This window comes from Pedobacter sp. SL55 (assembly GCF_026625705.1).
Taxonomy (GTDB): domain Bacteria; phylum Bacteroidota; class Bacteroidia; order Sphingobacteriales; family Sphingobacteriaceae; genus Pedobacter.
This window is the reverse complement of record NZ_CP113059.1, coordinates 1,137,637-1,154,481: the sequence shown is the minus strand read 5'-3', so window position 1 is coordinate 1,154,481 and position 16,845 is coordinate 1,137,637. Positions and strand designations below refer to the sequence as shown.

13 protein-coding genes are annotated in these 16,845 nt (G+C 39.4%); 12 read left to right on the top strand and 1 reads right to left on the bottom strand.

Features of this window, described 5'->3' with window-relative positions; translation table 11 throughout:
* Positions 1-187: 187 nt before the first annotated feature.
* Genes OVA16_RS05265 through OVA16_RS05210 form a run of 12 tightly spaced genes read left to right on the top strand, consistent with a single transcriptional unit; the run spans position 188 to position 15,119 of the window.
* A complete protein-coding gene (locus tag OVA16_RS05265; RefSeq protein ID WP_267763987.1) occupies positions 188-2,041 on the top strand; it encodes an FAD-dependent oxidoreductase in 1,854 nt (617 codons plus the stop codon).
* Positions 2,042-2,067: 26 nt separating this feature from the next.
* Positions 2,068-5,247, top strand: a complete 3,180-nt coding sequence (locus OVA16_RS05260; RefSeq protein ID WP_267763986.1) for a SusC/RagA family TonB-linked outer membrane protein — start codon at positions 2,068-2,070, stop codon at positions 5,245-5,247.
* 17 nt (positions 5,248-5,264) lie between these two features.
* A complete protein-coding gene (locus tag OVA16_RS05255) occupies positions 5,265-7,082 on the top strand; it encodes a RagB/SusD family nutrient uptake outer membrane protein (protein ID WP_267763984.1) in 1,818 nt (605 codons plus the stop codon).
* 28 nt (positions 7,083-7,110) lie between these two features.
* Complete coding sequence (locus OVA16_RS05250) at positions 7,111-7,866, top strand: DUF5017 domain-containing protein (RefSeq protein WP_267763982.1); 756 nt, start codon at positions 7,111-7,113, stop codon at positions 7,864-7,866.
* Positions 7,838-8,023: a hypothetical protein gene (locus OVA16_RS05245; RefSeq protein ID WP_267763980.1), complete on the top strand. Its 186-nt coding sequence runs from the start codon at positions 7,838-7,840 to the stop codon at positions 8,021-8,023. Before OVA16_RS05250 ends, OVA16_RS05245 begins: the two co-directional genes overlap by 29 nt.
* A 15-nt stretch (positions 8,024-8,038) precedes the next feature.
* A complete protein-coding gene (locus tag OVA16_RS05240) occupies positions 8,039-9,424 on the top strand; it encodes a DUF5009 domain-containing protein (RefSeq protein WP_267763978.1) in 1,386 nt (461 codons plus the stop codon).
* 33 nt (positions 9,425-9,457) lie between these two features.
* The gene (locus tag OVA16_RS05235; RefSeq protein ID WP_267763976.1) at positions 9,458-10,735 is read left to right on the top strand and encodes an MFS transporter; all 1,278 of its coding nucleotides are present in this window, start codon (positions 9,458-9,460) and stop codon (positions 10,733-10,735) included.
* Between the two features lies 1 nt (position 10,736).
* On the top strand, positions 10,737-11,414 hold the full coding sequence (locus OVA16_RS05230) for a GDSL-type esterase/lipase family protein (protein WP_267763975.1): 678 nt from the start codon (positions 10,737-10,739) through the stop codon (positions 11,412-11,414).
* A 1-nt stretch (position 11,415) separates the two neighbouring features.
* Positions 11,416-12,216, top strand: coding sequence for a GDSL-type esterase/lipase family protein (locus OVA16_RS05225; RefSeq protein WP_267763974.1), 801 nt, complete (start codon positions 11,416-11,418; stop codon positions 12,214-12,216).
* 60 nt (positions 12,217-12,276) lie between these two features.
* Positions 12,277-12,963 carry a GDSL-type esterase/lipase family protein gene (locus OVA16_RS05220; protein WP_267763973.1) on the top strand — a complete coding sequence of 229 codons (687 nt, stop codon included), beginning with the start codon at positions 12,277-12,279 and terminating at the stop codon, positions 12,961-12,963.
* A gap of 47 nt (positions 12,964-13,010) precedes the next feature.
* Positions 13,011-13,943 (top strand): DUF4434 domain-containing protein, encoded by a 933-nt coding sequence (locus OVA16_RS05215; RefSeq protein WP_267763971.1) that lies wholly within the window; start codon positions 13,011-13,013, stop codon positions 13,941-13,943.
* A complete protein-coding gene (locus OVA16_RS05210) occupies positions 13,944-15,119 on the top strand; it encodes an AGE family epimerase/isomerase (protein ID WP_267763969.1) in 1,176 nt (391 codons plus the stop codon).
* A 311-nt stretch (positions 15,120-15,430) separates the two neighbouring features.
* Here OVA16_RS05210 and OVA16_RS05205 read toward each other — a convergent pair whose 3' ends face one another.
* The gene (locus tag OVA16_RS05205; RefSeq protein WP_267763967.1) at positions 15,431-16,813 is read right to left on the bottom strand and encodes a hypothetical protein; all 1,383 of its coding nucleotides are present in this window, start codon (positions 16,811-16,813) and stop codon (positions 15,431-15,433) included.
* Positions 16,814-16,845 lie beyond the last annotated feature (32 nt).

Here is a 16,845-nt window from a genome sequence, read left to right as displayed (position 1 = left end):
TTAAAATAATATCTCGTGTAACCTATTATAAAAGAGCTTTTTTATGCGAAAACAAATCAACTTAAAAAAATAAAATTAAAAAATAATCGACTACTTATTAATATTTTTAAAAAAGTATTTATATTTACGGTGCAACTAATGTAGTTAGAAATGAGAAATACTCTTTTCCAATTCAAAATAACCAAGTATGAGTATAAAGTTTACCAAGCTTATTTTTTATAGTGCTTTGCTAACCTGCTATCAAGCGGTGGCGCAAGTAAAAACAGATGTATTAATTATTGGAGGCGGAGCCAGCGGTACCACGGCTGCCATCCAATCTGCAAGAATGGGAGTAAAGGTTTTAGTGGTAGAAGAAACCGAGTGGCTGGGCGGTATGCTCACTTCGGCGGGAGTATCGGCAATAGATGGCAACCACAACATGCCATCGGGTTTGTGGGGAGAATTTAGGCAACATCTTTACGATTACTACGGCGGACCAAAAGCGGTAGAAACAGGTTGGGTAAGCAACACACTTTTTGAGCCTTCTTTCGGCAACAAGACGCTGAAAACAATGGCTCAAAACCCAAATCTTACCGTTTGGTACAAAAGTTCGTTGAGCAACATTATTAAAGATGGCAAAACTTGGAAAGCAGAAATTAGCAATAAAGGCAAAAAACAAAATGTAGAAGCTAAAATTGTAATTGACGCTACCGAGCTAGGCGATGTAATGGGCAAATTGAAAGTTCCTTATCGTGTGGGTATGGATAGCCGTTATGATACTGGAGAAAGCTTTGCACCAGAGAAAGCCAACAACATCATCCAAGATTTAACCTATGTAGTGGTGTTGAAGGATTTCGGCGCTAAAGCCAATAAAACCATCAAAAAACCCGTAGGATATGATCCAAGTGAGTTCGATTGCTGCTGCGATGTTCAAGATCCTGCTTCGCATGATAATACACCTAAAATAGATTGCAGCCAAATGATTACCTATGGCAAATTGCCCAACGGGAAATACATGATCAACTGGCCAAAATGCGGTAACGACATCTACATGAACATTATTGAGATGAGCGATGCAGACCGCAAAGCTGCCTTGGAAAAAGCAAAATTGCACAGCTTGCGTTTTATCTATCATTTACAAACTAAACTTGGCTTTAAAAACTTAGGCATAGCCGATGATGAATTTCCAACGGCAGATCATTTACCGATGATTGCCTACCATAGGGAATCTCGTCGATTAGATGGAAAAGTAACTTTGACTTTAAACGATGTAACTTCTCCTTACACACAAAAAACGGCGCTTTACAGAACTGGTATTGCGGTTGGAGATTATACGATAGATCATCACCACCTTAAAAACCCAGATGCACCACAAATTGATTTCGTAAAAATTAAAGTGCCATCTTATAACATCCCTTTGGGAGCATTGGTACCAAAAAACACCGAAGGTTTAATTGTTGCGGAGAAAAGTGTGAGCGTAACCAACATTGTGGCTGGTGCCAGCAGGTTACAGCCAGTGGTTTTAGGAATTGGCCAAGCAGCAGGTGCTTTAGCGGCAACCGCGGTGCTAAGCAATACCGATCCGTCAGAAATCAACATTAGATCGGTACAAAATGCTTTGCTAGAAAGCAACGCCTACTTAATGCCTTTCATCGATGTTAAACCAAACGATGCTTCTTTCAAAACCATCCAAAAAATTGGAGCTACAGGCATCTTAAAAGGTACAGGTTTATCGTACAAATGGGCAAATCAAACTTGGTTCTATCCAGAACTACAGGTTAGTGAATGGGATTTAGTCAATGGATTGAAGTCTTTTTATCCAGCATTTGCCGAATTACATCCTTCTGGAAATTTAGTTAACGCAAGCTTTATGGCTGGAGCTATCAAAGCTATTGGTCAAAAAGAAGTAAGCATAAGTCAAATTCTCGATTTCTTGAAACAACAAAAATTTAATGGATTAACAGCAGAAAGCCAGTTATCAAGAAGAATGGTGGCGCATGTGCTAGATCATTTTCTAGATCCATTTAAAACGGAGATAGACTTTACAGGAAAAACAAAGTAATCAACAACCTAACAACAATAATAACCATGAAGAAACGATTTTCAATTAGAAAAGGAAGATTTCTCGCTTTGCTCGTTTTATTGATGCTGGCTTTTTCTGCGCAAGTAATGGCGCAGACCAAAGTTAGTGGAACGGTAAAAGACGATCAGGGCGAAATTTTAACCGGCGTAAGTGTATTGGTAAAAGGAACAAAAGTAAGCACCACCACCAATCAGGATGGTAATTACCAAATTACCTTGCCCGCTGGATCAAATACCTTAGCATTTACTTACCTAGGCTACGAAAGCAAGGAAGCTGCCGTTAGTGGTAATGTAATTAACGTGTCGCTTAAATCTAGCGTATCTACCCTTAATGATGTGGTAGTTATTGGTTATGGTACAACCACTAGAAAAGATTTAACGGGCTCGGTAGGTACAGTGAATATATCCGATTTGCAAAAAGCTCCTGTAAAAACTTTCGACGAGGCACTAGCTGGTCGTGTGGCTGGTGTGCAGGTAACCTCAAGCGAGGGGCAACCAGGATCAAGCATTAACATTACTATTCGTGGTAATAACTCGGTTACACAAAGCAATTATCCACTGGTGGTAATTGATGGTATCATTTTCGAAGATCCAAACAACCTTTCTGTAAACCCATTAAACACCATCGACCCGAACGATATCGAATCTATTAGCGTTTTAAAAGATGCATCTTCTACTGCTATTTATGGCGCAAGGGGTTCTAACGGTGTAATTATGGTAACCACTAAAAGAGGTAAAGAAGGGTTGCCAACAATAACTTACAATGGTTGGTATGGCTTACAAGAAAATACGAATAGAGTAGAATCTTTGTCGCCTTACGAGTTTGTGAAATTGCAAAATGAAATAGACCCAGTTAGAACCAAAAGCTTATACTTTGCCAACAATAAAACCTTAGAAAGTTATGCAGGCTTAAAGGGAATTAATTGGGAAGACGAAGTAACCCGTGTTGCCCCAATGCAAAATCATTATTTGAATTTACAAGGAGGTAATAAAAAGACTAAATATACTGCTTCGTTGTCTTACAATGGCCAAGATGGTATTTTATTAAATTCGGGCTTTAGCCGTTTGCAGGGTAAATTTGCATTAGATCAAGAAGTTTCAGACAGATTAAAAGTAGGGATAACGGCTACCTATTCGGGGGTAAAGAATTATGGTAGCCCTACCTCTACTGGCAATTTTAGTAACGAGATTAACTTGCTGTTTAGCGTTTGGGCTTTTAGGCCATTAATTGTAAATCCAAACTTAAACCTGTTAGATTTAGCAAATGATCCAGAGGTAGAGCAAGGGAGTAACTTTACTTTTAACCCGGTATTAACTGTAAAAAATGAACTTAGAGAAAATTCTGGCGAAAACCTTGCGGCCAGTGGTTATGCAGAATATCAAATTACTAAAGAGCTTAAGTTTAAAACAGTTGCCAGCTTAAATAGAGGTGCAAGAATTGTGGATCTGTTTAATGGTTCTATGTCTAGAAGCGGTATTGCGGGCAATTATTTGGTAAATGGAAGCAAGACCTATCTTAACTCTAACACTTTCCAAAGTTACAATACCCTTAATTACGCAAAGCGATTAAATAAAGATCACTATTTTGATGTAATGGGTGGTTTTACTGTTGAAAGCAGTAAAAGTTCTGCCTTTGGCGCAACGGCCGTGCTATTACCAAACGAAAGCTTGGGCTTAAGCGGTCTTGATGAAGGAAATCCATTAAATATCACTTCGGTAACTTCTAAATTTACGATGGCAAGTTTCATTGCCAGAGCTAATTATAAACTGTTCGATCGCTTCCTATTTACGGGATCTATTAGAGCCGACGGAAGCTCTCGCTTTTTGGGCGACAATACATGGGCTTACTTCCCTTCGGCAGCTGTAGCGTGGCAATTGAATAACGAAAAATTTGTCAAGAATATCAGAGCTATCTCTAATGCTAAACTTCGTGTTTCTTATGGTGCTACCGGTAATAACGGCGTAGGTAATTTTGCAGCACATCCGGCACTTAGTTTTGCCAATCCCGACGGAACTTATACTGTAAACAATTTCCCGAGCTACACTTTTGGCGGTGCAGACAGCAAAGGCTTAATGTACTCATCGTTAGGAAACGCAAATTTGAAATGGGAATCTACAAATCAAGCTGATATAGGTTTGGAGTTAGGTTTCTTAAAACAACGCTTAACGTTTGAAGTAGATGTATACAGAAAAACTACTAGCGATTTATTGTTAAATGCGCCGATGTCGCCAAGCTCTGGCTACAACAGGGTGTTTAAAAACATTGGTAAAGTTCAAAACCAAGGTCTAGAAATTTCTATCGGCGGTACACCAATTCAAACTAAAGATTTTACTTGGACAAGTTCGTTTAACATTGCATTTAATCGCAATAAGCTTTTGGGCCTAACCGATAATCAATTGAATATGCTTACCGCACAAGGCTGGGGCGAGGATTGGAAAAACATTCCGGGTTATGTTGCAAAGCTAAATGAGCCAATAGCACAGTTTTATGGATTAATTTACGAAGGAACCTACAAATATGAAGACTTTGATTTGCTGGGAGGCGTTTATACTTTAAAAGATAACGTACCATCTAACGGCGGATCGAGAGCAAACGTAAAACCTGGCGATGTAAAATATACCGACCTAGATGGCGATTTACAGATTACCGAGGCAGACAAGACCGTAATTGGAAATCCAAACCCGGTACATATTGGCGGGTTCTCCAATAATTTTAATTATAAAGGGTTTGATTTAGGCATTTTCTTGCAGTGGTCTTACGGTAATGATATCATTAACGCTAACCGAATCATGTTCGAATCTTCGTACAAATATGGCTACAACCAGTATGCTACTTATAAGGATCGTTGGTCGCCAGAAAACCCAACTTCAGATATGCCAGGTGTAGCCGCAGGTAGAGGCTCTTCATTAAAAGCATATTCTACTCGTATTATCGAAGATGGTTCTTTCTTAAGATTGAAAACCGTATCGCTTGGTTATACGCTACCTTCTGGTTGGTTACAAAAATCAAAAGTTTTTAAAAGCGGAAGGGTATACGTTGCTGCTCAAAACTTATATACTTGGACCAAATACTCAGGATATGACCCAGAGGTATCGGTAAGAAATAGCGCCTTAACTCCAGGTTTCGATTATTCGGCTTACCCAAGAGCAAGAACAATCACTTTTGGTATCAACACAACTTTTTAATCCTATTAAAAGATAAGATGATGAAACGTATTCTAATTCTATTATTTATTTCGGTTTTTGCCCTAAGTTCTTGTAAAAAGTTTTTAGATGTTGCACCAACCGATTCTTTAGCACCAGCCAATTATTACAATACAGAGGCTGATATTAATGCCGCACTAGCTGGGGTGTATGATGTTTTGGGCAAGAACGCTACCTACGGCAGGTCTTTATATTTTGAAATGGACGTTGCTGATGATGCTTTTATTGCACTTTCTTCGTGGACCCAAGACATAGGTCTGTACAATTATAATCCATCAGACACTAAGTTAACTGAAGCTTGGGTAGCATTTTACAATGGCATTAACAGAGCGAACATGCTTCTAGAAAACATTGATAAGGCAAACATGGATCCTGCTAAAAAAGAAGCAGCAAGAGGCGAAGCATTATTTTTAAGGGCATATTACCATTTTATTTTAACGGTAAATTGGGGCAATGTTCCTTTGCGTCTTAGCTCTACCAAAACCCCAGAAGATACACATTTTCCAAATAGTCCGTACAAAACCAATTACGAACAAATTGTGAAAGACATGGAAACTGCTGCAGATTTGGTAAATCCGATTTCTAGTTATACACACGCTGGCCGTGTAACCAAATCTGTGGTTTGGGGTATACTGGCTCGTGTAAACCTGAAAATGGCTGGAGCTCCTTTAAATGATGCTTCTCGTTATGCAGAGGTGGTAAAATGGGCAGAGAAAGTGAAAGCCGCTGGGCATAGCTTAAACCCAAGCTATTCGCAAGTTTTCATTAACATGTGCGAAGATAAGTACGACACCAGAGAATCGCTTTGGGAAGTAGAGTTTAACAGAAAAAACGGCACTCAGGAAGAAGATGGTGCGGTAGGTTCTATCAATGGTATTGCTGCTAATGCAAATATTGGTTACAGTTACGGTGCAAAACACACTACAGAAAGATATTACAATAGTTTTGCCGATGGCGATTTGCGTAGAGATTGGAACATAAGCCCTTACTACTATACAGCTGATGGTTCTAGGGTAGGTTATGGACCAACGCAAATTTACAACCGTTACGATGCAAAATGGCGCCGTGAGTATCAAAAAACACCTCAGAACTTTAATGGAAGTACCACCATTAACTTCCCTTTGTTAAGGTATTCGGATGTTTTGCTAATGCTTGCAGAAGCTGAAAACGAATTAGGTTCGGTACCTTCGCAAAAGGCATTTGATGCCATTAACGAAGTGCGCCGTCGTGCTTTTGGTAAAACTTTAACCAATGCAGAGTTAGTGAAATCTGTAACCGTAACCGCTGGTGGTTCTGGCTACACCGTAGCGCCTACAGTAACGCTTACAGGTGGTGGTGGTACTGGTGCTAAAGCAACCGCAACAGTAGCCTCAGGCAGGGTAACTGCGGTGTACATTACCGATATGGGCTCGGGCTATACCTCTGCACCTACAGTAACATTTACTGGCGGATATGCCGCTAACGCAACTGTAGCAACTGGAGCTGCTGCAACCGCTGTTCTTACAACTACACAAACAGCAAATCACGATTTAACCTTGGCAAACACACCAACAAAAGACGACTTTCAAACTGCAGTTAGAAAAGAAAGATCTTGGGAACTGGGTTATGAAGGATTGAGGAGATTTGACCTAATCCGCTGGGGGCAGTTTGTTACAGAAATGAAAGCGTTGGCTAACGAAATTACAACCAGTGCTCCAGAGGCCTATAAATATGCAGCTAAGTCGGCGCAAAATGTGTCAGACAAAGATGTATTGTTTGCAATTCCGGCTAATGAGCTTAGCTTAAACAAATTGATTATTCCAAACAAAGGTTGGTAACATTCATTAACTCATAAATAATATCGTCATGAATAAATTAAAATATATACTCGGCGTACTTTTAATCCCTGCAGTTTATGCGTGTAAAAAAGACACTCCTGATGAACCTACTTTCAACGTATCTACCTTAAAAACAGAATATAATGTTACGGACTCTGTAGAGTTTAAAATAGACGGTTATGCCGATGTAATTGGTTTTTACTCTGGAGAAGCAGGAAAAGAATATCGTTATAAAAACCGTTTAGAATCTAACGAAGGAAAATTGCACTTGAACATCTCAACCAGAGTTTTATACGGAGCACAAACTAACAACCTCTCGCTATTGTACTCTACCAACTTTGATAACTTATATACGCCTGAGGGTATTGCAGCAGCAACATGGACAGACATTACCAATCGTTTTACTTACTCTACTGCCGCCGCAGGGGGGCTAGGGGTAATTACACCGTCTGCAGATGTAGATTTATCAGACCTGCCCGTATCTGGCAAGCCTATTTATTTTGCTTGGAGATGGGTCGGACAAGCCAGTAGTAGCGCTGCAACAGGAGGAAGAACTTGGCGTATACATGCTTTTAACTTAACCAATAAAACGGCAACCGCTGCTATCCCAATTGCTACGGTAACCTCTGCAGGTTGGTTGGCAATTGATGTGAAAAATCCAGTTAATAAATGGACTATTCAAGCGGCAGACCCTTCTTTATATTTTGCCCCGAGCAAGTACAACCTTAGAATCGGAAGACTGGGCGGTATCAAAAGTGCTTTACCCAAACAAGGTAAGCCCTGATGTAAGCACAAACATTAAAGCATACACAGATAGGATTAAAAACTACAAACACAAATTTAGCCAACCAGGAACATATACTGTAACCTTTGTGGGTAAAAATGGCTTAAACGGAAACGTTAAAGAGGTAGTAAGAGAGTTAACACTGACTGTTAAATAACGTTTAAAGCAACAAATGAGCAAACGTTTAAATAGTCTCGATGCTTTTAGAGGGATCGCCATACTTTGTATGGTGCTCTCTAGTAGCATTGCCTTTGGCGATATCATGCCGGCTTGGATGTTTCATGCACAAACTCCGCCGCCAACGCATGTTTTTAATCCAAATTTGCCAGGCATTACCTGGGTAGATTTGGTATTTCCTTTCTTCCTGTTTTCTATGGGAGCAGCTATTCCATTGGCGCTCCATAAAAAGGCAGATACGGAACCCTTCCACAAAATATTCGTACAGTTATTTACCAGATTAGTACTGCTAGCGTTCTTTGCTATTTTTACTTTTCATGCCAGAGCTTGGGTAATGGAAAAATCACCAAGCAACTTAACACACCTCATTTCTATTGCTGCTTTTGCCTGTCTGTCCCTTATTTACGGTAACTGGAATTCCTTCGTAAAACCTAAATTGGCCATTGTTTTAAAGGTTGTTGGTATTGCAGCCGCAGTTATTTTCTTAGCCTTTTATTCTTTTGCCTACGGCGATTTCAGCTTGGCTAAAAGCGATATCATTATTATTGTATTGGCTAATATGGCCTTTTTCGGTGGATTGATTTGGTACTTTACCCGTAAGCAACCACTTTGGCGAATTGCTGTACTACCTTTCGTGATGGCTGTGTTTTTAGCATCTAAAGAAAATGGCAGCATTAACGAACTCGTTTTTAATGCCAGCCCCGCCAATTGGATTTACAAGTTCTATTACCTTAAATATTTGTTCATTATTATTCCGGGCACTTTTGCTGGAGAATGGTTTATTAAAGAAAGTAAAAATGAAAATATAGCGCCAATTTCTAAAAAAGTTTTATCTTTTATTGCGGTAGTTGCCATTGCTTTAGTTGTTGTAAACCTATGGGGATTATTTATTAGAAACTTAGAAATCAATCTAATAATAAACCTATTTGGTTGTGCATGCTTACTCTTTTTAGCGAAAGATGTAAAACATAGCGAATTGGTAAGCAACATGATTAAAGTGGGTACATATTTACTTTTATTAGGTCTATTTTTCGAAGCTTACGAAGGTGGTATTAAAAAGGATTTTTCTACCTACAGCTATTATTTTGTTTGTTCTGGATTATCGTTTCTAACCTTATTAGCCTTCAGTTTAATTGAGAAATTAGGTTATTTAAAAGCGATGACTAACTTTTTGGCAGACAACGGTAAAAACCCAATGATTGCCTACACCGCAGGAAACTTATTACTCATCCCCTTATTAAAAATTACTTCGCTCTCTACCTATTTAGATGCTATGAATACCAGTGCCTTCATCGGCTTTGCCAGAGGAATTATCTTTACAGGTGTTGTTGCGCTAATTACCGTTCTATTTACACGCCTCAAATTTTTCTGGAAAACCTAAAAACACACACATAAATTGGAACAAACAAAAAATATGAACCCTATTAAATGGATACCAAGTACATGGTTTGCCATGGGCTTACCCAACTTGGTATTGGGCGGCACTTTGCTCTCGCTCTTGTACAAAAACATGGGTTTTTCAGATACGGAAATTACTGTTTACACAGGCATCATTATCCTACCTTGGAGCTTCAAGCCACTTTGGGGACCTTTCATGGAGTTGTACAAAACCAAGAAATTCTACATCTATGGTTCTCAAATTCTCTGTGGATTGCTGTTTGCAGTTGCAGCTGGTTTACTCTTCTTAAACAACTTTTTCGCCGCTTCGGTGGTAGTCTTTTTACTGATTGCATTTTTAGGTGCTACGCAAGATATTGCTGCCGATGGATTGTATCTACAGTCCTTAAGCAATAAACAACAGGCACAATATGTAGGTTGGCAAGGCACTTTTTACAACTTCGCAAAGTTATTCTCTAACGGCGGAATGGTGTTTTTAGTAGGCCTACTTATTCCGCTCTATGGTAATACCAAAGCTTGGGCAACTGTATTATTGGTTTACGCAGCAGTGATGTTTTTGCTGGGTTTGTACAACAAGAAATTTTTGCCGCAAACACAAACGCAGGTTCAGGTACAAACCTCAGCGCAAGTTTGGCAAACGCTAAGCGATGTAATCACCAGCTTTTTCAAAAAGAAACACATTTGGTTCGGCATTTTATTCATCGTTTTATATCGCTTTGCGGAAGGGCAAGCCATTAAGATTATGCCCTTGTTCTTTAAAGCCGCTAAAGATGTTGGTGGTTTAGGACTTAGCGAAGCAACTTTAGGAATGCTGACCGGAATTTACGGCACTATTGCCTTCGTTTTAGGGTCATTAACTGCGGGTTATTTTGTATCAAACAAAGGATTAAACCGCAAAACCTTACTGCTGCTTTGCGCTTGTTTTAACCTGCCGTTTATTACTTACGCTTATTTAGCATTTACGCAAACATCGAACTTATTTATTATTGGTAGCGCAGTTGCTATCGAGCATTTTGGTTATGGGTTTGGTTTCATCGGTATTATTTTGTTCATCATGCAACAAATTGCCCCAGGCAAATACCAAATGGCGCATTACGCTTTTGGTAGTGCCATCACTTATTTCGGTTACACCTTGGCAAGTATGATTAGCGGTCCAATCAGCGATTATTTAGGCTACAAAGACTTTTTCATTTGGGTGCTGTTCGCTACCATTCCTGCTTTTATTGCCACTTGGATTGTGCCTTTGAAAAAAGCCGAAAAAGAAACCAACGAGGGAGAAATTATTAAAGAATAACATGAAGAGATTGATTTTTACGGTTTGCTTAATCGTTACTGCTCATTTGGCAAATGCACAAGAAAGCGTTACGATAGATAGTAGTTATATAAATAGTCACTACACACAAAGACTTGATTTTTTTAGAAAGATGCCGAACCGCAAAGGCGAAATTGCCTTTGTGGGTAATAGCTTGACTGAAGGTGGAAAATGGCAAGAGCTGATCCGCAAGAAAAACATCATTAACAGAGGAATTAGTGGCGATGTAACTTATGGCATTTTAGCCCGTTTGGATGAGGTGCTGGAATCGAAACCAGCTAAAATATTTCTTTTGAGCGGCGTAAACGACATGAAACGCGGTATACCAAACGCGGTAATTCTAGCCAATTTTAAACGCATGATCGTGATGGTGAAAACGCAATCGCCGAAAACCAAGCTATATATGCAAAGCTTACTACCAGTTAACGAAGCGATGCTGCCAGCCACTTACGCTCAAGTTAAAAACAGCAAAATCAACGATTTGAACCAGAAATTAGCGGCACTTTGCAAAGAAATGGGTGTGTTTTACATCAACCTACATCCAGCTTTTGCTGATGAAAAAGGCAACATGAAAAAGGAATTGAGTTTAGATGGTTTGCATTTGAAACATGCTTCTTATGTGTATTGGGCTGAGGAATTAAAACGATTAAAGGTTATTTAAAATGGAACAGCATTCACTTTATAGTCCACAGGAACAAAAATCAACGCGTCATTGCAAGGAGGAACGACGAAGCAATCCTACAACTATGGGTTATTTCTCTCGTTTTAAGATTGCTTCGTGCCTCGCAATGACGGCAAGTCTTATAATTGTAATCGCTTTCTTAAACACGGCAAAAGCACAAACCGTAAAAATCGATAGCAATTACGCCAATTGGTACTACCAACAACGTATGGAGTATTTTGCCAAAACGCCTATTCCTCAAAACGCAATTATCTTTTTGGGAAATAGCATTACCGAAAGGGCCGAGTGGCAAGAGTTGTTGGCAGACAGCAAATATCCAATAGTAAACAGAGGCATTGGTGGCGATAATTCCTTCGGTATTTTAGCCAGAATGGACGAAATTGTTGCTGCAAAACCTAAAGCTGTTTACTTAATGGATGGCATTAACGACCAGTTCCGTAAGTTGCCTCATGACGTAAGTGTGTACAATTACAAGCGCATCATTAGAAAGATCAAACAACAATCGCCAAAAACTAAGATTTATGTAGAAAGTTGCTTGCCGATCAACGAAAGCATGACCAAAGAAGCTTACACCAAAGACCGTAATGTTTTGGTGCCAGCGCTTAATCAAAAAATTAAAGCATTAGCAGAAGCAGAAGGCGTGACCTACATCGATATCTGTCCGATTTTTCAGGATGATAAAGGTGTACTGAAGCAAGAATTTACGATTGATGGCGTGCATTTGAAAGCCGCAGCCTACATCGATTGGGTAAAATTTTTAAAGGATAAAACCGAATTATAAAATAACGAAAGTAAAGCATTAGACTATGCTACGGCAGAAGCAAGATAAATTGAATTAGCAATGAGTATTAAAAATTGTGCGTTAATGATAATGTTTTGGATAATAGCCAACTTCTGCTATGCTCAAAACGCAAAAGTGGACAGCAGCTATGCCAATTGGTATTACCAGCAACGTATAGCATATTTTGCAAAAACACCTATACCAAAAAACGCCATTGTACTTTTAGGCAGCAGTACCATAGAAAAAGCAGAATGGCAAGAGCTATTGGCAGATAGCAAGTTTCCAATTGTAAACAGAGGTATTGGTGGCGATAATTCTTTTGGTGTACTGGCTAGGCTCGAAGAAATTTTGAACGCCAAACCAAAAGCGGTTTTTTATATGATTGGCGCTAACGATCAGTTTAGGAAACTACCGCATGAAGTGAGTGTGAGCAATTACAGGAAGATCATCAAAAAGATTAAACAACGCTCAGCAAACACCAAGATATACATTGGCAACTCGCTTCCTATAAACGAGCAAATTACTAAACAAGAATACACCAAAGGACGCACCAAATTGGTTCGAGAAATTAATGAAAAAGTAAAGCTTGTAGCAGCCGAAGAAAAAGTGGTCTACATAGATCTTTATAGCTTGTTTGTAGATGAAATGGGTGCTTTGAAAAGTGACGTTACAATGGATGGAGTGCATTTGAAGCCATTATATTATATCGATTTAGTGAAATTTTTAAAAGAGAAGCAATACTTGTAAGGTTCAATAAGACAACCTTAGCACAAAAATATTTAAGAAGAAAAAGAATGAGAATAACGGGAACTTTTATTGATGAGATTTCTCACGATATCCCACACCAAAATTGGGGAAGAGAAGAATGGGCCAAAGATTTTGCCCACATGAAAGCAATGGGGATTGACACTGTAATTCTCATTAGGAGCGGTTACCGCAGGTTTATCACTTATCCATCGGTTTACCTGAAAAATAAATTTGGCTGCTACGAACCGCCTATTGATTTGGTAGAACTGTATTTAGAACTGGCGGATGAACACGACATGAAATTCTATTTCGGCTTGTACGACAGTGGCCATTATTGGGATACAGGGAGTTTACAGCACGAAATTGATGCGAACCGCTACGTGATAGACGAAGTGTGGGCCAAATACGGACACCACAAAAGTTTCGGGGGCTGGTATTTAAGCATGGAAATCAGTCGCCGCACTAAAGGCGCAACCGAAGCTTTTAACACTTTAGGCTTGCAATGCAAAGGCGTAAGCAATGGTTTGCCAACTTTCATTTCTCCGTGGATTGACGGTAAAAAAGCGGTAATGGCTGCGGAAGCGACTTTGACCAAAGAAAATGCAGTATCACTGAAAGAACACGAAGACGAATGGTCGGAGATTTTCTCGGGATTGAAAGGTTCTATCGATGCCGTTGCTTTTCAAGATGGCCATGTAGATTACCATGAGCTACAAGATTTTTTTGAAGTGAACAAGAAAATGGCAGATAAATTCGGTTTGCAATGCTGGACCAATGCCGAAAGTTTCGATCGCGATATGCCCATCAAATTCCTTCCTATCAAGTTCGAAAAACTAAGATTAAAGTTGGAAGCAGCCAGAAAAGCAGGCTACGATAAAGCCATCACTTTCGAATTCTCCCATTTCATGAGCCCGCAATCGGCTTATTTACAAGCGCAACACCTTTACAATAGATACCAAGAATACGCAAATACTTTATAAATGAACAAGTACATAGATATATACAAGAATGAATTGCTAAACGAGATCGTTCCTTTTTGGAGCAAAAACTCTTTAGATAAAGATGCAGGGGGATATTTTACCTGTTTAGATGCCAAAGGAAATGTTTACGACACCGATAAGTTTGCTTGGTTGCAAGGCCGCCAAATTTGGACGTATTCGATGCTTTTTGATAAAGTAGAAGCCAAACAAGAGTGGAAAGATATTGCCGAATTGGGCGCATCTTTCATGAGAAAACATGGTAGAGACGAAAATGGGGATTGGTACTTTTCTTTCACTAAAAGGGGGAAGCCGTTGGTACAGCCTTACAACATTTTCTCTGATTGCTTTGCTACGATGGGCTTTGGAGCTTTGTGTAAAATCAATCAAAGTAATGAAGATGCTGACATTGCATTAAAAACCTTCAACAGAATTTTAGAAAGAAGAAACAATCCGAAGGGAAAATACAGCAAAGGCTTTCCTGGTACCAGAGATTTAAAAAACTTCTCTTTACCGATGATTTTATGCAACCTTTCGTTAGAATTAGAGCATTTGCTAGATAAATCTACCGTTGATGGTTTAATTGACGAAGTTTTACACGAAGTGATGTCTGTATTCTATCAACCGCAATCAGGCTTGATTTTAGAAAACGTTCATCACGATGGCAGCTTCTCCGATTCATACGAAGGCAGAGTGGTAAATCCAGGTCACATTATCGAAGCCATGTGGTTCATCATGGATTTAGCCGTAAGAAAGAATGACACTGCCTTGGTTAATAAAGCACTTGAAATAGCTTTCACTGCTTTAGAATTTGGCTGGGACGAGAAATATGATGGTATTTTATACTTTAAAGATATCAAAGGGCATCCAGTACAACAATTAGAGTGGGACCAAAAATTATGGTGGGTACATGTAGAGGCCTTGGTAACCATGGCAAAAGGCTATGCCATCACCCAGAACGAAAAATGTGCTACGTGGTTCGAAAAACTACACAACTACACTTGGAAGAACTTTAGAGATACAGAAAATGGCGGCGAGTGGTTTGGTTATTTAAACCGTAGAGGCGAAGTTTCATTAGCAGCAAAAGGCGGCAAATGGAAAGGATGCTTCCACATCCCAAGAGCATTGTATCAGGTTTATAATACGCTAGAAAAGGTTGCAGAACCAGCTAAAATATAACAACAAATAAAAACGGGATGTTCAAATGAGCATCCCGTTTTTTAAGCTAGTCGAGGCAGGTTTCTTACTTTTTGCGGGCTATCTCCAGCTAACCCCGTATTCTAGTATACTTATCTCAAGAAGTAACTTTTAACCTGAATTTGATATTTAACCTATTGATAATTAGGTTTTAAAACTGATGCTGAACTAAATTCAGCATGACTGACTGCCGATTTTCCGTCACCCTGAATTTATTTCAGGGTCAGCTAAACCAATAACTTTATATAATAACGTAAAATAAGCAAATAATAATCGAACTGAGGTTTTAAGTTTTAATTAACCCTAAAAGTAGCCGAATCATATCTCACACTCACTTTTACATTAGATGCACCTCCTTTGCCAATCGTTCCAGTATAATCTTTCCTAGAGCTGCTGCCTCTTTCGTCATCTTCTCCAACTCTTTTGGCATTAATACCTTCTCCGGTCTTCAAACTTCCGTATTGCGTATCTACGTTTAAACTTCCGCCGTAATTTGCTGCGAAACCTAGATTTACACCTATATACTCTGTATCTATATTCACTATTTTGCTACTCGCTTCTATTTTCTCCACAGAGAATCTACTGCCATATTGCGCTTTTGCAGTTAGGTTTCCGGTTAATCTTCCAACCCTAACCGCTGCATATTGAGCGGTAAGGCTTAAGTTATCAACCTGTTCGATATTTAAACCACTGCCATATTGCTGCCTAATGCTAGCATCGCCTTTAATGGCACCTACTTTTACCGAAGCATACTGTGCATCCAAATCTAAGTTGCCACCTACCGAACCAATCGTTAAACCACTGCCGTATTGTTGTCTAATGCTAGCACTTCTTTTGATATCGCCAATACGTACCGTTGCATACTGCGCATTAAGGTTTAAATCTCCTGCCGAAGCGATGGTTAAGCCACTACCATATTGCTGTTTGATGGTTGCTTTATTCACATCTTGTAAATTAACGCTGGTATATTGCGCAGAAATAAAGTTGTTGGTATTGCTTAGGTTCCCTGTATTCAGTTTTCCGTACTGTACTTTAAGGGCGGTTGGTCCAGAAAAATCTGGCAATTCTAGGTTTCCGTATTGTTGCGAAGCAGTTAGCGCAACGCTCGATGGCAAGTACACCGTCATGGATATCCTCACTTCCCTACGCCATCTTTTTCCGTTACGTGTACCATTACCTCTGGTGCCAATGTTGTCTTCCATTTTGGTTTTGAAAACGGCTTCATCGCCATTCTTAGAATTTGTGATAGATACATTGTCAATCAGCTTTTGAGCATCTGCTTCTGAGTTGGCAAATGCGCTAATATCAGCATCTACTTTTACCTCGTTTTTATCCCAAGTTTTAAAGATAAGGCTGCCATAAATATTAGAAATATTTACCTTTTCGCCTTTGGCTATGCTGTAAGACTTTGAGAAAGATTTGGTACGCTGCGGATCGTCATACTGGCCTTGTTGTAAATTGGTCGTGTAGCTTTCTGTTACCACTTCTGTTTTTCCACTCTTGGTTGTTTTAGTACGAGTAGTTACTGTAGTGGTACCGTTAGACATACTATTACTATAGGCTTCAACCGCTGGTACAGCCGGAGTTAGTGGTGTTGGCGGCAACTCGCCCACTTGTGCATTTGCTTGCATAAAAAACCCACATAAGGCCAATATGCTAAATATGATTTTTTTCATTTTACTAAATTTTAAAACGTGTTTTGGTAGAA